At 72.4% G+C, this 20786-nt stretch carries 22 protein-coding genes; 7 read left to right on the plus strand and 15 right to left on the minus strand.

Translation table 11 applies throughout. From position 1 onward, the window contains the following. Window positions 1–82 precede the first annotated feature (82 nt). The 5 genes from ACYBSK_RS31880 to sigE all read right to left on the minus strand — a co-directional run bounded on the left by ACYBSK_RS31880 (window position 83) and on the right by sigE (window position 5041). On the minus strand, window positions 83–748 hold the full coding sequence (locus tag ACYBSK_RS31880) for a hypothetical protein (protein WP_457480716.1): 666 nt from the start codon (window positions 746–748) through the stop codon (window positions 83–85). Between the two features lie 231 nt (window positions 749–979). Further along, window positions 980–1471 (minus strand): sec-independent translocase, encoded by a 492-nt coding sequence (locus ACYBSK_RS31885; RefSeq protein ID WP_460244170.1) that lies wholly within the window; start codon window positions 1469–1471, stop codon window positions 980–982. 166 nt (window positions 1472–1637) lie between these two features. Then, the gene (locus ACYBSK_RS31890) at window positions 1638–3239 is read right to left on the minus strand and encodes a S1C family serine protease (protein ID WP_460247141.1); all 1602 of its coding nucleotides are present in this window, start codon (window positions 3237–3239) and stop codon (window positions 1638–1640) included. A gap of 42 nt (window positions 3240–3281) precedes the next feature. Further along, a complete protein-coding gene (locus ACYBSK_RS31895) occupies window positions 3282–4259 on the minus strand; it encodes an anti-sigma factor family protein (RefSeq protein ID WP_460244171.1) in 978 nt (325 codons plus the stop codon). Beyond that, window positions 4256–5041 (minus strand): RNA polymerase sigma factor SigE, encoded by a 786-nt coding sequence (gene sigE, locus ACYBSK_RS31900; RefSeq protein ID WP_457480720.1) that lies wholly within the window; start codon window positions 5039–5041, stop codon window positions 4256–4258. Before sigE ends, ACYBSK_RS31895 begins: the two co-directional genes overlap by 4 nt. 221 nt (window positions 5042–5262) lie before the next feature. Between sigE and ACYBSK_RS31905 the strand changes: the two genes are divergently transcribed. Further along, window positions 5263–5895 carry an O-methyltransferase gene (locus tag ACYBSK_RS31905; RefSeq protein ID WP_457481929.1) on the plus strand — a complete coding sequence of 211 codons (633 nt, stop codon included), beginning with the start codon at window positions 5263–5265 and terminating at the stop codon, window positions 5893–5895. 163 nt (window positions 5896–6058) lie between these two features. On the opposite strand, the gene ACYBSK_RS31910 is transcribed toward ACYBSK_RS31905, so the two are convergent. Next, the gene (locus ACYBSK_RS31910) at window positions 6059–6226 is read right to left on the minus strand and encodes a DUF3117 domain-containing protein (protein WP_266713770.1); all 168 of its coding nucleotides are present in this window, start codon (window positions 6224–6226) and stop codon (window positions 6059–6061) included. A 322-nt stretch (window positions 6227–6548) separates the two neighbouring features. On the opposite strand from ACYBSK_RS31910, the gene chcB reads away from it, so the two are divergent. Continuing rightward, complete coding sequence (chcB, locus tag ACYBSK_RS31915; protein ID WP_457480721.1) at window positions 6549–7352, plus strand: 2-cyclohexenylcarbonyl CoA isomerase; 804 nt, start codon at window positions 6549–6551, stop codon at window positions 7350–7352. A gap of 304 nt (window positions 7353–7656) precedes the next feature. Here chcB and ACYBSK_RS31920 read toward each other — a convergent pair whose 3' ends face one another. Both ACYBSK_RS31920 and ACYBSK_RS31925 read right to left on the minus strand, forming a co-directional pair. Then, window positions 7657–8265 carry a DNA-3-methyladenine glycosylase I gene (locus ACYBSK_RS31920; RefSeq protein WP_457480722.1) on the minus strand — a complete coding sequence of 203 codons (609 nt, stop codon included), beginning with the start codon at window positions 8263–8265 and terminating at the stop codon, window positions 7657–7659. Further along, window positions 8262–8663, minus strand: a complete 402-nt coding sequence (locus tag ACYBSK_RS31925; protein WP_457480723.1) for a DivIVA domain-containing protein — start codon at window positions 8661–8663, stop codon at window positions 8262–8264. The genes ACYBSK_RS31920 and ACYBSK_RS31925 overlap by 4 nt, the downstream gene beginning before the upstream one ends. Window positions 8664–8793: 130 nt before the next feature. Between ACYBSK_RS31925 and folP the strand changes: the two genes are divergently transcribed. After that, complete coding sequence (gene folP, locus ACYBSK_RS31930) at window positions 8794–9654, plus strand: dihydropteroate synthase (RefSeq protein WP_457480724.1); 861 nt, start codon at window positions 8794–8796, stop codon at window positions 9652–9654. 7 nt (window positions 9655–9661) lie between these two features. Here the strand turns inward: folP and ACYBSK_RS31935 are convergent, their stop codons facing one another. Beyond that, window positions 9662–10411 carry an LOG family protein gene (locus ACYBSK_RS31935; RefSeq protein ID WP_457480725.1) on the minus strand — a complete coding sequence of 250 codons (750 nt, stop codon included), beginning with the start codon at window positions 10409–10411 and terminating at the stop codon, window positions 9662–9664. Window positions 10412–10529: 118 nt separating this feature from the next. Beyond that, complete coding sequence (gene dapE / locus ACYBSK_RS31940) at window positions 10530–11612, minus strand: succinyl-diaminopimelate desuccinylase (RefSeq protein WP_460244172.1); 1083 nt, start codon at window positions 11610–11612, stop codon at window positions 10530–10532. 73 nt (window positions 11613–11685) lie between these two features. Between dapE and ACYBSK_RS31945 the strand changes: the two genes are divergently transcribed. Together ACYBSK_RS31945 and ACYBSK_RS31950 are read left to right on the plus strand one after the other, a co-directional pair. Then, window positions 11686–12642: a heavy metal transporter gene (locus ACYBSK_RS31945; RefSeq protein ID WP_457480727.1), complete on the plus strand. Its 957-nt coding sequence runs from the start codon at window positions 11686–11688 to the stop codon at window positions 12640–12642. Window positions 12643–12939: 297 nt separating this feature from the next. After that, window positions 12940–13380 (plus strand): ATP-binding protein, encoded by a 441-nt coding sequence (locus ACYBSK_RS31950; RefSeq protein WP_457480728.1) that lies wholly within the window; start codon window positions 12940–12942, stop codon window positions 13378–13380. An 81-nt stretch (window positions 13381–13461) separates the two neighbouring features. Here ACYBSK_RS31950 and ACYBSK_RS31955 read toward each other — a convergent pair whose 3' ends face one another. Together ACYBSK_RS31955 and fdxA are read right to left on the minus strand one after the other, a co-directional pair. Then, the gene (locus ACYBSK_RS31955) at window positions 13462–14565 is read right to left on the minus strand and encodes a bifunctional succinyldiaminopimelate transaminase/glutamate-prephenate aminotransferase (RefSeq protein ID WP_460244173.1); all 1104 of its coding nucleotides are present in this window, start codon (window positions 14563–14565) and stop codon (window positions 13462–13464) included. A 108-nt stretch (window positions 14566–14673) separates the two neighbouring features. After that, window positions 14674–14994: a ferredoxin gene (gene fdxA / locus ACYBSK_RS31960; RefSeq protein WP_356374204.1), complete on the minus strand. Its 321-nt coding sequence runs from the start codon at window positions 14992–14994 to the stop codon at window positions 14674–14676. 140 nt (window positions 14995–15134) lie between these two features. Between fdxA and ACYBSK_RS31965 the strand changes: the two genes are divergently transcribed. Further along, window positions 15135–16139 (plus strand): GNAT family N-acetyltransferase, encoded by a 1005-nt coding sequence (locus tag ACYBSK_RS31965; RefSeq protein ID WP_460244174.1) that lies wholly within the window; start codon window positions 15135–15137, stop codon window positions 16137–16139. A gap of 52 nt (window positions 16140–16191) precedes the next feature. Continuing rightward, on the plus strand, window positions 16192–17034 hold the full coding sequence (locus tag ACYBSK_RS31970; protein ID WP_457480731.1) for a transglutaminase-like and tetratricopeptide repeat-containing protein: 843 nt from the start codon (window positions 16192–16194) through the stop codon (window positions 17032–17034). Window positions 17035–17104: 70 nt separating this feature from the next. Here ACYBSK_RS31970 and ACYBSK_RS31975 read toward each other — a convergent pair whose 3' ends face one another. The 3 genes from ACYBSK_RS31975 to mshB form a co-directional block, all read right to left on the minus strand. Next, window positions 17105–19183 (minus strand): hypothetical protein, encoded by a 2079-nt coding sequence (locus tag ACYBSK_RS31975; RefSeq protein ID WP_460244175.1) that lies wholly within the window; start codon window positions 19181–19183, stop codon window positions 17105–17107. A 153-nt stretch (window positions 19184–19336) separates the two neighbouring features. Continuing rightward, window positions 19337–19825 carry a DUF6113 family protein gene (locus ACYBSK_RS31980; protein WP_460244176.1) on the minus strand — a complete coding sequence of 163 codons (489 nt, stop codon included), beginning with the start codon at window positions 19823–19825 and terminating at the stop codon, window positions 19337–19339. Then, window positions 19825–20751, minus strand: coding sequence for an N-acetyl-1-D-myo-inositol-2-amino-2-deoxy-alpha-D-glucopyranoside deacetylase (mshB, locus tag ACYBSK_RS31985; protein WP_460244177.1), 927 nt, complete (start codon window positions 20749–20751; stop codon window positions 19825–19827). Before mshB ends, ACYBSK_RS31980 begins: the two co-directional genes overlap by 1 nt. Between the last annotated feature and the right edge of the window lie 35 nt (window positions 20752–20786).

A 20786-nucleotide genomic window follows, 5' to 3' on the forward strand; every position in this document is an offset into this window, starting at 1 on the left:
ACAGGTTCTGAGCGCGTGAACGCGCGGAGCGGGCCGCCCCGGTGGGGCGGCCCGCTCTGTCGTCACACCGTCGTGCGCGGCGCTACGCCTCGGGCTCCAGCGCCGTGATGTCCTTCACGGCGGAGAACCCGAGCCCGTACGCGCTCATGCCGCGGCCGTACGCGCCCAGGTGCACCCCGGCCTCCGTGGAGCCCGCGAGCACCCAGCCGTACTCGGACTCGCGGTAGTGGAACGACGTCGGCACCCCGTCCACCGGCAGCGTCAGCGTCGCCCAGTCGTCCGACGCGAGGTCGTCGGCGAGCACCCACGCCGTCTCGGTCTGCTGCTCCAGCCAGTCGTCCCGCAGCGTGTGGTCCATCTGCACGGGCCAGGTGTACGCGAGCAGTCCGACACCGGCGAGCCAGGCCGCCGAGGAGACCGACGTGGCCTCCAGGACGCCCGTGCCGTCGGCCGTGCGCCGTACCGGATTGGCGGCGACCGTCACGACGACCGCGAACCGCTCGCTGTCCTCCGTGAGCTCGCTGCGTACGGAGGGCTCGTCACCGTGCCCGATCGAACCGTGCTCGACGGAACCGTCCGCCGTGGTGCCGACCTGCATCAGCCAACGCGGTCCCGTGAAGGCCTCGTCGAGGCCGTACCACGGGAAGGGCGCCAGCAGGTAGCCGTCGACCGTGCGCCGGGCCGCGGGGGCCTGTCCGGTCCCCTCGGTGGCCGGCGCCTGCGCGCCTACCCGACTCGTCGTCTCCATGTACCCGGCCGCCTCCTCGTTCGGTTACGGACCGGAGCGGCCCGCCCCCCTCGGGCGTCCTCACGTCCGGTCCGCGCAACAACAAGGCAGGATGCCACACCGGGTCCGGCAGACCCGGTTTCGTCAGCGTGGTTCAGGACGCGTCCGAGGTGATTCGGGGGCTGTACGAGGTGTTTCGGACGCCTTCGCGGCGATTCGGGCCGCGGTGGTCCAGGCCGGCCGGCGGGCCGTTCAGGTCGCGTCGACGTCGAAGGGCGGCGGCTCGGCGGCGGCCGGCTTCGGGGACGCCTCGGGGCCCTTGCGCATGTCGACGGCCTCGGGACGCTTCCGCATGTCGACGCGACCGGCACTGCCGGAACCGCTGGCGCCGCTCGACGAGGAAGAGGAGTCGTCCAGCTCACCGACGGTGTGTGCCGCCTCGGTGACCTCGGCCATCTCCTTCTTCAGGTCGAAGCCGTTGCGGATCTCCTTGAGGCCCAGCTCGTCGCTGTCCAGCTGCTTGCGGATGAACGTCTTGGGGTTCAGGTCCTCGAACTCGAAGTCCTTGAACTCCGGACCCAGTTCCTCACGAATGTCCCGCTTCGCGCTGTCGGAGAACTCGCGGATCTTGCGGATGGTGCGCGAGACGTCCTGAATGACCTTCGGAAGCTTGTCGGGGCCGAAGACGAGCACGGCCAGCACGACGAGCGTGACGACCTCCAGTGGGCCAATGTCGTTGAACACCTTGCACTCCTAGCGTGTCCTCGGCCCGCGGTCGATCATCAGCAGCAGGTCTTCGGCAGGGTCCGGCAGCGGACCCGCTCCACGGTACCCGGCCCACCTGTCCATTCGGTAGCCACCGGGAAACGTCAAGGCTCCCGGTGACCGCCGGGACCCGCCTGCCGTCGGCTCAGTCCCCGTCGGCCGCACCGAGCACCAGGGACATCTTCCGTTCCTTTCCGTCCCGTTCGAGCGTAAGGACCAGTTCGTCCTGGGGGCGGTGGGTGCGGATCTTGACGATGAGCTCCTCGCCGGAGTGCACGCGGACGCCGTCGACCTCGGTGATCACGTCGCCCGGTTCGATGCCCGCCTTGGCGCCGGGGCCGCCCGGACTGACCGCCGAACCGCCGCTGTTGCCCTTCGTGCCGACGCGGGCGCCGTCGCCCGAGTAGTCCATGTCGAGGGTGACGCCGATCACCGGGTGCGTGGCCCTGCCGGTGTTGATCAGCTCCTCCGCCACGCGTTTCGCCTGGTTGACCGGGATGGCGAAGCCGAGACCGATGGAGCCCGACTGCCCCTCGGTCAGCTCCGGGCCGCCGCTGCCGGCCGAGCGGATCGCACTGTTGATGCCGATCACGCGGGCCTTCGCATCGAGGAGCGGGCCGCCGGAGTTGCCGGGGTTGATGGGCGCGTCGGTCTGCAACGCGTCGACGTAGCTGATGTCGCTGCCGTCGCCCTTCTCGCCGCCCGCCGTGATGGGGCGGTCCTTGGCGCTGATGATTCCTGCGGTGACCGTGTTGGCCAGGTCGAAGGGGGCGCCGATGGCGACGACGGAGTCGCCCACCTGCACGTTCTCGGAGTTGCCGAGGGGCAGGGGGTGCAGGCCGCGGACGCCGTCGACCTTGATGACGGCGAGGTCGTAACCGGTGTCGTGCCCGACGAGTTCGGCCCTGGCGCTCTGGCCGCCGGCGAAAGTGACCGATATCTCACCGTCGGAGCCCGCCGGGGAGACGACGTGGTTGTTCGTGAGGATGTGGCCGCGGCCGTCGAGTACGAAGCCGGTGCCGGTGCCTTCCTCCGAGGAACCGTCGGTGTGGATGGTGACGACGCCGGGGAGGGTGGCCGACGCGATGCCGGCGATGCTGCCGGGGGCGCGGTGCTTGGACTCGGGGTCGGCCTGCGGGAGTTCGATGTTCGCGCCGACGCCGCCGCGATCGACGAACACACCCACGGCTCCGCCGATGCCTCCGGCCACCAGTGCGACCACGGCGGCGCCGATCACGACCGTGCGCCGCCGAACCGAGACGCGGCGCTCAGCGGGCACGGGCTCGTCCTGCCGCCAGGGCCCCACCGCGCCTGGACCACCGAAACCGGCGCCTGCCGCCCCAGGCGGCAGCTCGCCCAAGTCGCCGCCACCGTCCGGCGCCGGTTCAGGCACTTCAAGCCCCTGCGGCGATTGAGCAGCGGGGTCCGGGGCGGAGCCCCGGTCGTTGGGCCCGTCCGGCGACGGGAGAAGGGCGGCCTGCGCCGGTTCAGGCACTTCAAGCCCCTGCGGCGCTTGAGCAGCGGGCTCCGGGGCGGAGCCCCGATCGTTGGGCCCGTCCGGCGACGGGGGAACGGGGGCCTGCGCGAGGTCCCGGCTCTCAAGCCCTCGTGGCGATGGAGCAGCGGAGCCCCGAGGCGTGGGGGCCGCACCGCCGGAGGTCTTCTTGCCCTCGTCCATGTCCCGCCGCACTCCAAAAGCCTGGCCCGCGGCACCACACCGCCGGCTCCCACGCGCGCGACACCGGATCCGGACCCGACACCCCGCCCACCCGGATTCAACCAGGTCGCGTCAGCGCACGGACGACGGCCGGGACGACGCGGTGGACGCCGCCGCGGAAGCCGCGGTGAGACCGGGACCGGACTCACCGCCGGAAGGCGAGAGGGACGGCTGCGGCGTGACCGAGACCGCCGCGACGGGAACGGCCGGACGTATCAGGGGCGACATCCGGGCCGCCTCGGCCAGCATCGGCGTCGAGAACGGATACCCCGCGCTCTCCGCATGTCCGCCACCGGGCAGCAGCGGCGCCCCCGCCTCCGTCGGCGACACGGGAGCCGCGAGGGCGCCCCCGCGCTGGCCGAGCAGGGAGGGGGTCGACCTGCGGCGCTGCGAGTCGGAGGCGGCCGCCGCCCCGGAGGGCTGGCTGCGCAGCGGCGTGGCATTGCTGCCGGAGCCGCCACCCCGCACGTCGGAACCGTCGATCGGCGCCGCGGTCGTCACCCCGCCGAGCGCGATCGCGGCCAGCGACACCGCACCGGCCGCGGCGAACGCGAAGCGGCGGGACCGCGAGGCCCGGTCGCTGTCGTGCCGGTCGGGACGCCCCATTTCATGGATGCGGAAACCGCGCTGGTCACTGGGGAGGACGGCGGCGTGCGCGGCGGACGGTGCGTAGCCGAAGGGCTCGGGGTCCACGTCGAAGACGCCCTGCCCGAAGCCCCGGGCGCCGCCCAGGGTCCGGCCACTGCCGAAGCCGCCTCCCCCGAACGGTGGGGAGCCGGCGTCACTGTCGCTTCCCGCGGGCAGCCCCTGGAGACGGGCCAGGAAGCTCTCGGACGGCGGCGGCGGGGCCGCCTGCGAGAAGACGCTCTTGAGGCGGCGCTGGGCGTCGGCCTCGGCCTTGCATTTGGCACAGGTCGCCAGGTGCGCGAGTACGCGCTCGCGGGCGTCGTGGTCCAACTCGCCGTCGACGAGTGCGGCCAGCCTGTCCCCCAGGTGCTCGTCGGCCGCTGTCTGATGGCGCTCGGCAGGATTGAGACGTGATCCACTCACGCGGGCGCGCCCCCTCCTCCGAGGACGGGGAAGGCGCCCGTCCCATAGGCCGACGCGAGCGAGCGGCGCTCCTTGCGGGCCTCGGGCGAGCGGTGCTGCAACGCCTTGCGCAGCTGCGAGCGGCCGCGATGGATCCGGCTGCGGACCGTGCCCAGCTTGACGCCGAGGGTCGCGGCGATCTCCTCGTACGACAGCCCCTCGATGTCGCACAGGACGACGGCGGCGCGGAACTCGGGCGCGAGGGTGTCCAGCGCCTGCTGGACGTCGGCGTCGAAGTGCGCGTCGTTGAAGACCTGCTGCGGCGAGGGCTCTCTGCTGGGCAGCCGCTCGGCGGCGTCGTCCCCCAGCGCGTCGAAGCGGATGCGCTGCTTGCGACGGACCATGTCCAGGAACAGGTTCGTGGTGATGCGGTGCAGCCAGCCCTCGAAGGTGCCGGGCGTGTACGTCGACAGCGAACGGAAGACGCGGACGAAGACCTCCTGCGTGAGGTCCTCGGCGTCGTGCTGATTACCGGTCAGGCGGTAGGCGAGACGGTAGACGCGGCCACTGTGCGTGCTGACGATCTCCTCCCAGGTGGGCGGAGTCCACGCCTGCGATTCCGCATCGGCGGCAAAGGTCGCGGTCTGTGCGGAGTCAACGGTGCGGATTCGGTCAGCGGTGTTGGTCACGGATTTCGGCTCACCCGCCGACCTGAGAAGGCGCCGAAGCGCTCCTCTCCGATCCACAGGCGCAGCCGCACCTCCCCTGTCGGCTCTGGTGGTGTCCAGTGGAGCACCTACCATAACCACCCCGTCCGTTAGCTCCGGATAAGCGTTTTTACTCAGATTTGCCGGTCGGCCCCCGGCCGCTTCCCGCACGGCTGTCGCCATCCCGTTCACCCCCGCGCTTCCACGTCTCCGGCCTGCTCTTTCCCCCTGCCTCTTCAAACGCGCGGTCCCATCTGCGAGTTCCCGCCACCAACGGATAAAGTCACGCGCAGGCAACCAGGGGACGGGAGAGGGCCATTACCGGCAACCGGCAGACGAGTTGGGCGTTCGCCGACGCCTTTGTCGCCGAGGACGACGCGACTCGCTGGGCTCGTGACCGGGCCCACGAGGCAGGGCTGTGCCCCGTGTCTCCCGGCGCGGGGGCGACGCTCGGCATGCTCGCTGCCACGGTGGGGGCGAAAGCCGTCGCCGAGATCGGTACGGGCACCGGCGTGTCCGGAATCCATCTGCTGCACGGGATGCGGCCCGACGGCGTGCTGACGACGGTCGATCCCGAGCCGGAGCGGCAGCAGTTCGCGCGGCAGGCGTTCCGGGCGGCGGGCTTCGCCACCAACCGGGCCCGCTTCATCCCCGGCCGGGCCCTGGAGGTGCTGCCGCGTCTCGCCGACAGCGGCTACGACCTCGTGTTCTGCGACGGCGACCGCATGGAGTCCCTCGACTACCTCGCTGAATCGTTGCGCCTGCTCCGGCCCGGTGGCCTGGTGGTTTTCGAGGGCGTGCTCGCCGAGGGCCGGACCGTCGACGCGGGGCCGCAGCCGGTGGAAGTGGTGCGGCTGCGCGAGTTGCTGCGCGCCGTGCGGGAGAGCCCTGAGCTCGTGGCGTCCGTGCTGCCGGTGGGCGACGGGCTGCTCTGCGCCGTCAAGCGCTGACCCCCGGACCGGACCGGGCCGCGCCGGGCCATGTCGGGCGGCGTCGGGTCGGCGTTCCGAGCGCTGCGTCAGGACTTCGGAAACCCCGCCCCCACCTGCACATACGACTGCCCCGGCACCGGATGTGTGCCGAGGCAGTCGAAAAGGTATGGTCGCTTCCGCGTCAGCCGACGACCTTCTTCAGTTCGTCACCGAGGGCACTTGCCTCGTCCGGCGTCAGCTCGACTACGAGCCGACCGCCGCCTTCGAGCGGAACGCGCATGACGATGCCCCGCCCCTCCTTGGTCACCTCGAGCGGGCCGTCACCCGTTCGCGGCTTCATGGCCGCCATGCTCGTTCCCCTTCCTGAAACCAGCTCATCTCACAGCCGACGGCCCTCTGGGTGGGCACACGTCACCGGCATCGAACACATTGCTTCCAGGCCATTATCCCGCATCGCGGGACCCGATGACCAACATCGGTCGGCATCGCTTAGGCAACGCGCTTGAGCAAAACCACTCAATTCGGGGAGGGGACTGCGATACTGCGCCATCTTCGGACCCTTCCCGGCACGAATTTGTTTGACGCAGGTCACACGCCGGGGGCGTTCCCCGGGCCGTGATCTCCGTCATGCTGAGCACGGACCGACTGAGCGACCGCATAGGAGGAGTCCCATGGCCGACACCGTGCTCTACGAGGTGAGCGACGGGCTCGCGACGATCACGCTGAACCGCCCCGAGGCGATGAACGCGATGAACACCGAGGCCAAGGTCGCCCTCCGCGACGCGGTGCAGGCGGCTGCCGCCGACGAATCCGTACGGGCGGTGCTGCTGACGGCCGCGGGTGACCGGGCGTTCTGCGTGGGGCAGGACCTCAAGGAGCACGTCGGCTCGCTGATGGCGGACCGTGAGGACGGCGGGGGCCGCACCATGAGCACGGTGCGGGAGCACTACAACCCGATCGTGCTGGCGCTCACCCAGATGAAGAAGCCCGTCGTGGCGGCGGTGAACGGTGTGGCGGCCGGGGCGGGGTTCGGGTTCGCGCTCTGTGCCGACTACCGGATCGCGGCGGACACCTCTTCGTTCAACACCTCGTTCGCGGGTGTGGCGCTCACGGCCGACTCCGGGATGTCGTGGACGCTGCCGCGGCTGATCGGGCCCGGCCGCGCGGCCGACCTGCTGCTCTTCCCGCGATCGGTGAAGGTGCAGGAGGCGTACGAGCTCGGGCTCGTGAACCGGGTCGTGCCGGCGGCGGAGCTCGCGGACGAGGCGCGGAAGGTGGCGCGGGTGCTTGCGGAGGGGCCGACGGTTGCGTACGCGGCGTTGAAGGAGTCGGTGGCGTTCGCCGGGGATCACTCGCTGGCGGAGGCGCTGGAGAAGGAGGACGAGTTGCAGACGCGGGCGGGGGCGTCCGAGGACCACCTGATCGCGGTGCGGGCGTTCATCGCGAAGGAGAAGCCGGAGTATTTGGGGCGGTGAGGGGCGCTGCGCGGTGCCGTCCCCGTCGGGTGTGCGTGGCACCGCGCAGCGAAAGATGCGCCCCTCTTAGCCGCGACGAGGGCCCGCCCCTCGTCAGGTGGGCGCCGCGCCGTGCTGGGCGTGCGCAGTTCCCCGCGCCCCTTCCCGCCGCGGCGGGGAGCCGCCCCTCGTCCCGTGTGCGCCGCACCGTGGCCAAAGATGCGCAGTTCCCCGCGCCCCTTCCCGCCGCGGCGGGGAGCCGCCCCTCGTTAGGTGGGCGTAGTTCCCCGCGCCCCTCTTAGCCGCGACGAAGGCCCGCCCCTCGTTAGGTGGGTGCGGTTTCGTGTGGTCGGCGGGAGGTGCAGGTTGCGAGGTGGTCGTTGACGAGGCCGCAGGCTTGCATGAGGGCGTAGGCGGTGGTGGGGCCGACGAAGCGGAGGCCGCGTTTCTTGAGGGTCTTGGACAGGGCCGTCGACTCGTCGGTGATCGCCGGTACGTCGCCGAGGGTCTTCGGGGCGGGGCGCGTGGCGGCGTCCGGCGCGAAGGACCAGATCAGCTTGTCGAGGTCGCCGGGTGACCAGTCGACGAGCACGCGCGCGTTGGCGAGCGTCGCGTCGACCTTGGCGCGGTTGCGGATGATGCCGGGGTCGGCGAGCAGGCGCTCGCGGTCGGCGTCGGTGAAGGCGGCGACGTCCGCGATCTTGAAGCCGGAGAACGCGGCGCGGAAGGTCTCCCGGCGGCGCAGGATCGTGATCCAGGACAGGCCCGACTGGAACGCCTCCAGGCAGAGCCGCTCGAAGAGCGCGTCGTCGCCGTGGACCGGGCGGCCCCACTCCTCGTCGTGGTACGCCACGTAGTCCTCGGTCGACAGCCCCCAGGGGCAGCGCAGCTTGCCGTCGGGGCCGGGAACGGCCCCTCCTGTCGGCTCGGTCACCGGAAGCCCTCCCCCGTCTCGTACCCGTACCCGTACTCTCCCGGCGGCGCGTAGCCCGTGTCCGGGCCGCGGTCGGTCGGCTGCGGGCCGGCCGGGGCGTGGGCCGCGGTGAGGGCGGCCTCCAGCTCCGTGATGCGCGCGTCCCGCTCGGCCAGCTCGGCCCCCAGCCGGTTCAGCGCGTCGTCCACCTCCGCCATCCGGTAGCCGCGCACCGCCGTGGGCAGCCGCAGTGCCTCCAGGTCGGCGGGGGCCAGCGGGCGGTCGGGCGGCAGCGGGTCCGCGTAGAACTGGGACGGCTCGTCGCGCAGCGCGCCGCCGTCACCGCCGCCGATGACCGCGAACGTCACCGCCGCGATCACCACGACCAGCGCGGCGACCAGAAACAAGAACATGACCATGTCTGCCGTCCCCTGCGTTCGAACGGGCCGGGCGGCCCTCAACCGTCAGGCCTCGATCGTGCCATGCCGCACTGACAGTTAAGGTCGCAGACGACCGTCGGACCGGGAACGAGAAGGAGAGTCACAGGGGATGCTCAGGCTGGGCCAGCACGAATTCGGTGCGCACGAGCCGGTGATCATGGCGATCGTGAACCGGACCCCGGACTCCTTCTACGACCAGGGCGCCACGTTCCGCGACGAGCCCGCGCTCGCCCGCGTCGAGCAGGCGGTGTCCGAGGGCGCCATGATCGTGGACATCGGCGGGGTGAAGGCGGGCCCCGGCGAGGAGGTCACCGCCGAGGAGGAGGCGCGGCGCACCGTCGGCTTCGTCGCGGAAGTACGGCGCCGCTTCCCGGACGTGATCATCAGCGTCGACACGTGGCGGCACGAGGTCGGCGACGCGGTGTGCGAGGCGGGCGCGGACCTGCTCAACGACGCGTGGGGCGGCGTCGACCCGAAGCTCGCGGAGGTCGCGGCGCGGCACAAGGTGGGCATCGTGTGCACGCACGCGGGCGGCGCCGAGCCCCGTACGCGCCCGCACCGGGTGACGTACGAGGACGTCATGACGGACATCCTCGACGTGACGCTCGCGTACGCCGAGCGGGCCGTCGCCCTCGGGGTGCCGCGCGAGTCCGTGCTGATCGACCCGGGGCACGACTTCGGGAAGAACACGCGGCACTCGCTGGAGGCGACGCGGCGGCTGCCGGAGATGGTGGAGACCGGCTGGCCCGTGCTCGTCTCGCTGTCCAACAAGGACTTCGTCGGCGAGACCCTCGACAAGCCCGTCAAGGAGCGCGTCATCGGCACGCTCGCGACCACGGCGGTGTCGGCGTGGCTCGGGGCGCAGGTCTACCGGGTGCACGAGGTCGCCGAGACGCGGCAGGTGCTGGACATGGTGTCGTCCATCGCGGGCCACCGGCCCCCGGCGGTCGCCCGCCGAGGGCTCGCCTGACCCCGCTCTACTTGCCGGTCTCCTTGGTGACCAGCGTGATCGCCTCCTCCACGTCGTCCGTGACGTGGAAGAGCATCAGGTCGGGCTCGCTCGCCTTGCCCTGGGCGATCACCGTGTTCTTGAGCCACTCGACGAGGCCGCTCCAGTACTGCGTACCGAAGAGGACGATCGGGAAGCGGGTCACCTTCGTGGTCTGCACGAGGGTGAGCGCCTCGAAGAGCTCGTCCAGGGTGCCGAGGCCGCCGGGCAGCACCACGAAGCCCTGGGCGTACTTCACGAACATGGTCTTCCGCACGAAGAAGTAGCGGAAGTTCAGGCCGAGGTCGACGTACGGGTTGAGGCCCTGCTCGAAGGGCAGCTCGATGCCGAGGCCGACCGAGATGCCCTTGGCCTCCACGGCGCCCTGGTTGGCCGCCTGCATGGCGCCGGGGCCGCCTCCGGTGATCACCGCGAAACCGGCCTCCACCAGCGCCTTGCCGATGGCGACGCCCGCCGCGTACTCCGGGGAGTCCTCCGGGGTGCGCGCCGAACCGAACACGCTGATCGCGGGCGGCAGTTCCGCGAGCGTGCCGAAGCCCTCGATGAACTCGGACTGGATGCGCAGGACCCGCCACGGATCCGTGTGCACCCACCCCGAGGGGCCTTCGGTGTCGAGCAGACGCTGGTCGCTCGTCCCTGGCTGCATCTGGTCACGGCGGCGCACCACCGGCCCCGTCCGCTGCTCCACGGGACGTCGCTTGCCCTCCGGGTTGCTCATCGTCTGCTCCCTTCCTGCGCAGTGACCGCGCGCTTACGTCCAGCAAGGGTAGGTCTACGCGGGTTACGGACGCGGGACCTCGGTGTATCGGGAAGCCGAGGATCGGGCGGCGCCCGGGTCAGGAGGCGGTGAGCCAGGCGGCGAGCCGCTTCTCGCCCTCCAGGATGAGCGAGGTCTCGACCCGCTCGTCGATCTTGTGCGCGAAGATCGGGTTGCCGGGCCCGTAGTTCACCGCGGGGACGCCCAGCGCGCTGAACCGGGAGACGTCGGTCCAGCCGAACTTGGGGCGCACCTCGCCGCCCACCGCGGCCACGAAGGCGGCAGCGGCGGGGTGGTTGAGGCCGGGGCGGGCGCCGCCCGTGTGGTCGTCGACGACGAACTCGTCGATGGGGCAGCCGTCGAAGAAGTCGCGGACGAACCGCTCGGCGTCCTCCATCGACCGGTCGGGCGCGTAACGGAAGTTGACCGTGACGGCGCACTCGTCCGGGATGACGTTCGTGGCGACGAAGCCCTCGACCCGGACCGCGTTGAGGCCCTCGTGGAACTCCAGGCCGTCGACGACCGGCTTGCGCGGCTCGTAGGCGGCGAGGCGCTCCAGGATGGGCGACGCGGCGTGGATGGCGTTGTGGCCCATCCACGCGCGCGCGGAGTGGGCCCGCTCGCCCTTCACCTTCAGGATGACGCGCAGGGTGCCCTGGCAGCCGCCCTCGACATCGCCGTTCGTCCCCTCCAGGAGGATCGCGAAGTCGCCCTCCAGCCAGTCGGGGTGGGCGTCGGCCACGTGCCCCAGGCCGTTGAGGTGCGCGGCGACCTCTTCGTTGTCGTAGAAGACGAACGTGAGGTCGCGGTTGGGCTCGCGGACCGTCTGCGCGATCCGCAGCTGCACCGCGACGCCCGACTTCATGTCGCTGGTGCCGCACCCCCACAGCGTGCCGTTCTCGTCGAGCCGCGAGGGCACGTTGTCGGCGATCGGGACCGTGTCGATGTGCCCCGCGAGGATGATCCGCTCGTCGTGCCCGAGGTGCGTGCGGGCCACGATGTTGTTGCCGTACCGGTCGACCGTGAGGTGCGGCAGCTCCCGCAGGGCCTCCTCGATCGCGTCGGCGAGCTCCTTCTCGCTGCCACTGGGCGAGGGGAAGTCGACCAGCTGAGCGGTGAGGCGCGCGGCGTCCTGCGTGAGGTCAAGGGAGGTGCGGTCCATGGCGTCGACCCTATTACGCGGGCGTTTCCCGTGCGGCAGCTGGACTGTCAGTGGACTCCAGTACCTTGGACGCGTGCCTGAGCCCCCCACTCTCTTCCGGCGCGGCCGCCTCCTCCGTATCGGCGCGGCCGTGGTCGTGCTGCTCGCGGTCGCCACGTACGTGGCCGTGCAGTACGCGACCGGGGGCCGCGGGGCCCCGAAATGCGTGGTCGTCTCGGCCAACGGGGAGGGCGCGTCGTACGAGTTCACGTCCGAGCAGGCGGAGAACGCGGCGACGATCGCCGCCGTCGGCACCTCGCGCGGCATGCCCGAGCGGGCCGTCACGATCGCTCTGGCGACGGCGCTCCAGGAGTCGGGGCTGCGCAACATCAGCCACGGCGACCGGGATTCGCTCGGCCTGTTCCAGCAGCGGCCCACGAAGGGGTGGGGCACCGCGGAGCAGATCATGGACCCGGCGTACGCGTCGGAGCGCTTCTACGCGCACCTGGCGAAGGTCCCCGGCTACTCGCGGCTGCCGCTGACCGCGGCCGCGCAGCGCGTCCAGCGCAGCGGCTATCCGCAGGCGTACGCGAAGCACGAGCCGGACGCCACGCTGCTCGCCGCCTCGCTGACCGGGCGCGCCGCCGCGTCGCTGACCTGCGACGGCGGGGCGAGCGGCGGCGAAGAGGCGTCCGCCGGCGACCCCGCGCGCGTACGGGCGGCGCTCGCGCGCGACTTCGGGCGGGACGTGGAGCCGGCGCGGGGGCCGGACAAGAGCTCCCTGCGCGTCCCCGTGCCCGCGACCGTCGACTCGGCCGAGGGCGCCGAGCGGCAGCGCGGGTGGGAGCTGGCGCAGTGGGCGGTGGCCAACGCGTCGGCGCTGCGCATCGAGCGGGTCTCGTACGCGGGCCGGGAGTGGACCTCCGGCAGGACCGGGAACGAGTGGCGCAAGGTCGCGTCGTCCGGGACGAAGGACGGGAAGTCGTCGCGGGCGGCCGGTTCCGCGGCGTCGACGTCCGTCGACGAGGTGCGAATCGTCACCGGGCAGTAGTGCGGGCGATCACTCGATCAGGTAACGCGGATCATGCGGGATGGACGCGCGTCGGGCTCGTTCGGGCGGATCGCGGGCCCGGCCCCGAACCCCTTGTGAGCAGCGGGCTGTAAGGGTTTTGCAGCGGTTGACGCCGCGCACAGTTTGCCCGATTTTGCCCACAACCGATAATGCGACGCATTGCGAACCCTTTACGTTTCGGACCCGCAACCTCCCGGGGCCCTGGGGCTGTTGTCACGGCGTCCGATCGCCGCACGGCAACCGGACGCCAAACGTTCTCTCCCGCTAAGGAGCATCATGTCCCTCCCCCTGACCCGCCGGATCGCCCGTGCCGCGCTGCTCGTAGCGGCGGGAGCGGCGCCCGTGGTCGGTGCGGCCGGCTCCGCGAGCGCCGCCGACCTGCCGGCCACGGCCGACCTCGGCGCCGTGAGCGCCCTGGACGGCGCGAACATGGGCGAGACCGTCGACGGTGCGGCTCAGAACGTCAGCGGCCTCGCGGGCGCCACCGGCGGCGCGGCCGTCGAGAAGGCCGTCCCCGCCGCGGGCAAGGTCGTCGGCACGAGCGCCAAGACCGCCACCCCGGCCGCGCAGGAGGCCGCGGGCGGCCTGGCCGGCAGCGCGGGCGACGTGGTCGGCGAGACGGCCGGAGCCGCCACCGAGGGCGGCCTGCCCACCGACGGCGGGCTGCCGACCGACAGCCTGGGCGGGCTGCCGGTCCAGGGTCTGCCGCTCGGCTGATCACCTGGTCGACACGGACGGGGTGCCGGGAGCGTTCTGCTCCCGGCACCCCGTTCTCGCTGTCGCGCCTTCGCGGGCCCCTCAGCCCAGCCGGGCCGCCGCCGCCGCGACGCGCTCGTCCGAGGCCGTCAGGGCCACGCGGACGAAGGCGGCGCCCGCCTCGCCGTAGAAGTCGCCGGGGGCCGCCAGGATGCCGAGCTCGGCGAGGTGGGCGACCGTGTCCCAGCAGGACTCGTCGCGGGTGGCCCACAGGTACAGGCTCGCCTCGCTGTGCTCGATGCGGAAGCCGTGCGCGAGCAGGGCCGCGCGCAGCGTCTCGCGGCGGGCCGCGTAGCGCTCCCGCTGCACCCGCACGTGCTCGTCGTCGCCGAGCGCCGCGACGACCGCCGCCTGCGTCGGCGCGGAGGTCATCATGCCGCCGTGCTTGCGGATCTGGAGCAGCGGGCCGAGGACGGAGGCGTCACCGGCGATGAACGCCGCGCGGTAGCCCGCCAGGTTCGAGCGCTTCGAGAGCGAGTGGACCGCGACCAGGCCCTCGTACGAGCCGCCGTTGACGTCCGGGTGCAGGACGGAGACCGGGTCGGCGTCCCAGCCCAGCTCCAGGTAGCACTCGTCGGAGAAGATCAGGACGCCGTGCTCGCGGGCCCACGCCACGATGCGCTTCAGCTCGTCCTTGGCGAGCACCTTCCCCGTCGGGTTCGACGGGGAGTTGAGCCACAGGAGCTTCAGGCCGGTGGGGTCCAGCTCCGTCGGGTCGTCGTAGACCACGTGGTCCGCGCGGGCGAGGCGGGCGCCGACCTCGTACGTCGGGTAGGCGAGGCGCGGGTACGCGACCTTGTCGCCGGGGCCGAGGCCCAGCTGGGTGGGGAGCCAGGCCACGAGCTCCTTGGAGCCGACGACCGGCAGCACGTTCGTGTGGTCGAAGTCGCGGGCGCCGAGGCGGCGTTCGCACCAGGAGACCAGTGCGTCGCGCAGCTCGGGGGTCCCCCACACCGTCGGGTAGCCCGGCGAGTTCGCGGCGTCGACGAGCGCCTTCTGGATCAGCTCGGGCACCGGGTCGACGGGCGTGCCGACGGAGAGGTCGACGATGCCGTCCGGGTGCGCGGCGGCCGTCTTCTTGTACGGCTCCAGCTTGTCCCAGGGGAACGTCGGGATGCGGTCGATGGGGGCCGGGACTGCGGACACCTGGCAGCTCACTTCTCTCACGGAATGGTTGGACAAATGCCACGGTCCCGTACGGCAGTGAAAGCCGTACGGGACCGGGGCCGCGCCTGTGCGTACCGCTGTGCGCAGTTACTGGTTCTGCGGCGGCAGCGCGGCGATGAAGGGGTGGTCCTTCTCGATCAGGCCCATCTTCGAGGCACCACCCGGCGAGCCGAGGTCGTCGAAGAACTCGACGTTCGCCTTGTAGTAGTCCTTCCACTCCTCCGGAGTGTCGTCCTCATAGAAGATCGCCTCGACCGGGCAGACCGGCTCACAGGCACCACAGTCGACGCATTCGTCCGGGTGGATGTACAAGGACCGGGAGCCCTCGTAGATGCAGTCGACCGGGCACTCCTCGATGCACGCCTTGTCCTTGACGTCGACACAAGGCTGCGCGATGACGTAGGTCACGCTGTCGTTCCTCCTCGATAGGGCGCTGGCGGGCCTCCGCAGGCTCCGCCGCCTGGCGCGCGGGAGCGCGGCGTCGTCGATGCCCGCCTCTAGTATCTCCGTTCCTGGGCATGATCCGAACAGGAGGGGTGGGCCGAGCTGTGGAATTCACCACCGGCGGACGGCTGGAAGTCCGCATTTCCGGCGCTGACGTGGGGAAACGCGTCTCTGTGCGACGGGTGAGCGGGGAGGATTCCGCAGGGAACAAGTTCACCGATGTCGTCGGTGTTCTCACATCGTGGAACGACGGTGTGCTGCTCATCACACGAAGAAACGGTGAAGGTGTGCGGGTCGAGGAGTCCGCGCTGGTCGCGGGGAAGGTCGTACCGGCCGCGCCCGCCCGGCGCCGGGGGCCGTCCGCCACGTATCCGGAGCTCGCGCGTGTCGCGTCGCGGGCCTGGCGGCCGGTCGAGAGCGAGCGGCTCGGCGAGTGGGAGCTGAGGGCCGCCGACGGCTTCACGCGGCGCGCCAACTCCGTACTCCCTCTGGGGGACCCGGGCCTTCCGCTCGACGCCGCACTGGGCCGCGTACGGGAGTGGTACGCGGCCCGGGGCCTTCCGGCGTACGCGCAGACGGCGACCGGGGCCGAGGGGGCGCAGGAGGTGCTGTGCGCCGAGTTGGAGGCGCGCGGGTGGGCGCGTGAGGTGAGCGCCGAGCTGCGGATCGCGGCGCTCGCGCCGATCGGGGACGCGCCGGACGCGCCGCGGGTGCGGCTCGACCGCGAGCCCGGTCCGGCGTGGCTGGCGCGCTACCAGCGCAAGGGCGCGAGCGAGGTGGCGCTGAAGGTGCTGTGCTCCGGGCCGTCGGTGTGGTTCGCGACCGTCCCGGGCGAGGGCGAGGTACCGGCCGCGATCGGGCGGTGCGTGGTCGACGGGCGGTGGGCCGGGTTCGCCGCCGTCGAGGTCGACCCTGCGTATCGGCGTCGGGGGCTCGCCACGGACGTGATGACGGCGCTGGCGCGGCGGGCCCTCGACGAGGGGGCCTCGGCGGCCTGGCTCCAGGTCGAGGCGGACAACGAAGGCGCCCGCGCCCTCTACGACCACCTCGGTTTCGCCACACACCACACGTACCACCATTACCGTGCTCCGGACCGGGGCGTCGGGTGACCCGGTAGCGATTGACGCCGTATCGATCGGTCTGAGAGGGCACGAGGCACGTATGTCCCCCCACCTTTCCCCCCGTTCCACGGAGCTGCGGCGCCGGTTCGCCGAGGAGGCGCGGGCCGAGCGGCCCGATCTGGCGCAGTTGTGCCTGCTGCTGGCCGCACAGGGCGACGTCTCGCTCGACGAGGCGGGCATGGACGCCGTGCAGATCGAGCTGGACGAGCTCGCCGGGCGGCTGCCGTACCGGCCGGGCACTCCGGGCGCCTGGGCCACCGCGTGCGCCGAACTCCTCGGTGAGCGCCTCGGTTTCCGCGGCGCGCCCGGCGACTACCAGCGCCTGGAATCGTCCCTCCTGCACGAGGTGCTGCGCCGTCGCAGAGGGCTGCCGATCCTGTTGTCGGTGGTGTGGCTGGAGGTGGCCAGACGGGCCGGGGCCCCGGTGTGCGGGGTGGCCCTGCCGGGGCACTTCGTGGTCGGTTTCGGCGCTCCGGAGGAGCAGGTGCTGGCCGATCCGTTCGACGGCGGGCGGGTGTTGACGGGCGCCGACGCGCAGTTGCTGGTGGCCGGGGCGACGGGCGGTTCGCTCGATCCGGCGATGCTGCGGCCCGCCGATCCGCTGGACGTCGTCCTGCGGATCCTCAACAACATCCGGGCGTGGGCCGCGACCCGGCCCGAGCGCTCCGACGTGTCGCTGTGGGCCGTGGAGCTGTCCCTGCTGCTCCCCTCGCACCCGGCGCGCCTGCGCTACGAGCGGGCGCAACTCCTCGTACGGCGCGGCGACTTCGTGAACGGGGCCGTGGAGCTGGAGGCGTACGCGGACGTGGTCGGGGCCGTGGACGAGACGTCGGCGGAGTCGGTGCGGGAGCAGGCGCGGGCGGCCCGCGCGATGCTGAACTGACACGCGGCGCAGACGCGGAGTCCCGCACGACGCGGTGGTCGTGCGGGACTCGTGTGGCGCGGGCGGGACCCTACGAGGCGTTCGTCCGGATCTCCGCGATGCGCTCCGCCGGTGTCTTGCCGAGCAGCGCCTTCGCCATCGCCTGGGCCACGTCCGTCGGCTGGACCGGTGTCTTCTTGCCGGTGCCGCGGGTGATCAGGACGCCGTCGAAGGTGTTGCCGTAGAGCTTCTTGAGCACCGGCAGGTTGTACGTCTCGATCAGCTTCCCGTTGACCGCCTTCACGCCGAGGATCTTCGGCAGCGACTTGTCGGGGCCGAACTGAATCGAGGCGTTGCCCGCCTTGACGGTGATCAGGCCGGACATCGCGGGCTCGGCGAACTGCTGCATCTTCCGGTCGACCTCGGCGTTCGAGATCGTCGGCTGCTGCGTCGAGGTCGCCAGCGGGACCGTGCCGGACGAGCCGGTCTCGATCTGCGCGCGGTAGGCGTCCTTGACCGCGGAGGTCGACTGCGCGACGTCGAGACCCTTGCCGGTCTTGCCGTAGACGGCGACGGCCTTGCCAGGCTGGAACTTGATCGTGCCCTCGCCGGACGCGGCGGCGCCGCCCGCGGCCCGCTCCAGGGACGCGGCCAGCTTCTCGTCGTCGACGGGCACGACCGGGTCCACCACCCGCTCGTTGCCGAACAGCGAGCCGATCACGGAGACCGGGTTGTAGTCGCTGCTGGCGGCGGCGGAGACGGTCGCCGCGGTGTCGAAGGAGAGGCCCGCCTGCTCCGGCGCCAGCTCCACCGTCCGGTCGCCGACCTTCAGCTTCAGCGCCTGTTCGGTGCGCTTGCCCAGGGCTTCCTCCAGCTTGGAGGACGCCTCGTCGCGGGTGCCGCCGCCGATGTCGACGCCCGCGACGGTGGTGCCCTTCGGGACGTCGGAGTGGTTCATCAACAGGCCCGCGCCGTACGCGACTCCGGCCACGCCGACGACGCCCGCGCCGAGCAGCACCAGCTTGCTGCGGCCCTTCTTCTTTTTCGCCGGGGCCGGCTCGGCCTGCACCGGGTCGGGCAGCTTGGGCGGGGTGTGCGCCGCCGGGGCGTCCTGGTTCGGCCGGAACGCGGGGACGCCGGAGCCCTTCGGAGCGCCGGGGCCGCCGGTGGACGGGATGACCGGCATGCCGCTGGTGAGCGTGTCCCCGGAGACGTTGCCGCCCGGGGTGCCGCCGCCCGCGGGCGGTTCCGGGGCGGGCTTCTGCGGCGTGAGGATCGCGGTGTCGTCGCTCATCCGCGGCGGCGTCGGACCGGCGCCGGGGACGAGCGGGTTGGGCGCGGTCGGCGCGACCATCGGGCCGTCGCCCGCGGCGGGGCCCGTGGTGGGGCCGGCCGGGCCGCCGTCACCGCGACCGGGCGCGCCCGCGTCCTGGTTGGCGGAGAAGTACGGCAGGTCGCCCCGGTTCTGGTCGCCGCGCGGACCGCTCGCGCCGCCGGACCCGAGGGGGCCGGCCGCCACGGCACCGGTCACGTCGAACCCGCCGGAGGAACCGCCCGAAGTGCCGGGCGGCGTGCCGCGGTTGGCGCCGGGTGCGGGAGGCGTGGGACCGGAGGGGCCGGGACCGCCCGCGCCGGGCGCACGGCCCGCGCCGGTCGCCGGACCGGCACCCGTACCCGCATCGGTCAGCGCGCCACCGGCACCGCCGCGCGTCCCGCCTGCGGACTTGCGCGGCGCGAACCAGTCGCTGGTCTTCTCCTCGCGCTGCGGCGCGGGCGCGGACGCCTCGGGGGCGGCGGGCACGGCGCCCGTGTCCTGGCCGCCGTACGCGGGGCGGCCGCCCCGCGTCGCGTCCGGGGCGGGAGCGGCGGGTCCGGCGTCGGGGGCCGGCTCGGTGCGGCCCTCCGGGTTGCCGTTGACGTCGCTCATCGGCGTCCGCATGACGACCGGCGGGATCGGCCGGGAACCGGGGATGTTGATCCGGATCCGGGTCGTCAGCGTCGTCTCGGTCTTGGGTGTCTCCGGGGCGCCCTGGTCGCCCGGCGGCGTCGGTCCGGCGTCGCCGGACGTGGCGCCCTGCGCGGGCGAGCCGTACGGAGGCGTGCCCGACGGGTACGCGGCAGCGCCGCGCCCCTGGGGCCCGGAGGACGAACTGTCAGTTTCACGGCTCAAGGCAGGTTCTCCCGGTTGGCTCCGCCGCCCGTCTCGACCTCGCGCGGGCTGCTCGGCGGCGCGCACCACCATACTGTCCGCCGCCGGGGGTCACGGTGTGACCGATGTCGATTCCGGAACGGGACGCGCCGCACTACGACCCAAAGTGTTACGTCACTTCCCAAGTCGGGCGGCGGACGCGGGTGGTTGCCCCGGCAGCCAGAAGGTGGCACACATCACAGCGACAGCCATCCCTCCGAGGAGGAAGAGGTACGAGCCCGCTCCCGCGCCGAACAGAAAGTCGCCTTCCGGACGGCTGGCGGTGAGCAGGATCACCGCGAGCACCCAGCCCGCGGCGGGCGCGATCGCCCCTGAGCGCCCGCGCGTCAGCCGCGCCCCGCCGTGGAACAGACCGGCCGCCCCGAGGAGCGCGAGCAGCAACCCGCCCGGGAACCAACCCCCTTGTACGAGGCCGCCGGCGATGGCGACGACCGCGCCGAGGACGAAGAGGGCGATCAGCGCGGCCGCCCGGCCCGCGGTGAACCCGCCGAAACCGAACGGCAGGTCGACGTCCTGCGCCGCTCCCGCCCGGCCCGCGGGCGGCTTCGCGCCGTTCGTCCCGCCGCTGGACGCCGCCGCCCGCCCGTTCCTGCCGCCGCTCATCACGCGCTCACTTCCTCGGAGTTCCCCGGGCCTTCGGTGGTCCCGAGCCCTGCGAACAGGTCCTTCTCGTACGGTGATCCGGGCTCGCCCCGCACCAACTCGTAGTACTCGACGTCGAACAGCGGCTGCGCGAGCCGGTTGGACAGCGCGAAGGCGCCGAGGCCCTCGGGCACGGCGACCTGGGTGGCGTGTGCGCGCATGGCGGCCGCCTTCCGCTCCACGTGCGGCCGTCCGTCGATCTCGGCGGTGATCCGCTCGTCGTCGACGACGCCCGGCACGTCGTCCACCGCGGCGGCGACGTCGAAGGGGGTGGTGTCGAGCGCCCCGGCGAGCCACCGGAACCGCTCCTCCACGACCGAGCGCGGCACCCGGTTCCAGTAGACCTTCGCGATCGCGTGCGGTTCGCCGAGGTCGCGCCGGAAGGCGGTCTCGGCGGCGAGGTCGGCGGCGCGCATCGCGACGCGGTGGGCCTGGATGTGGTCCGGGTGTCCGTAGCCCCCGTCGGGGTCGTACGTGATCAGGACCTGCGGGCGGGTCTCGCGGATCACGGCGACGAGGTGGGCGGCCGCCTCGTCGAGGTCGGCGGACCAGAAGGCGCCCTCCCGCTCGTTCTGCGGGGCGCCCATCATTCCGGAGTCGCGGAAACGGCCGGGGCCGCCGAGGAAGCGGTGGTCGCTGACGCCGAGCTCCTTCATGGCGGCGGCCAACTCGCCGATCCGGTGCGGTCCGAGAATGTTCTCCCGGTCCGGCGCGAGATGCGCCAGTTCGTCCGGAATGACCTCGCCCTCTTCGCCGAGCGTGCAGGTCACCAGCGTGACCCGGGCGCCTTCCGCGGCGTACTTGGCCATGGTGGCGCCATTGTTGATCGACTCGTCGTCGGGGTGCGCATGCACAAGGAGCAGGCGCCGGCCTGGCATTTCCGTCATGCCTCACAGCCTAGAACGCCCCACCGACACCGGGC

This window comes from Streptomyces sp. BYX5S (assembly GCF_054724165.1).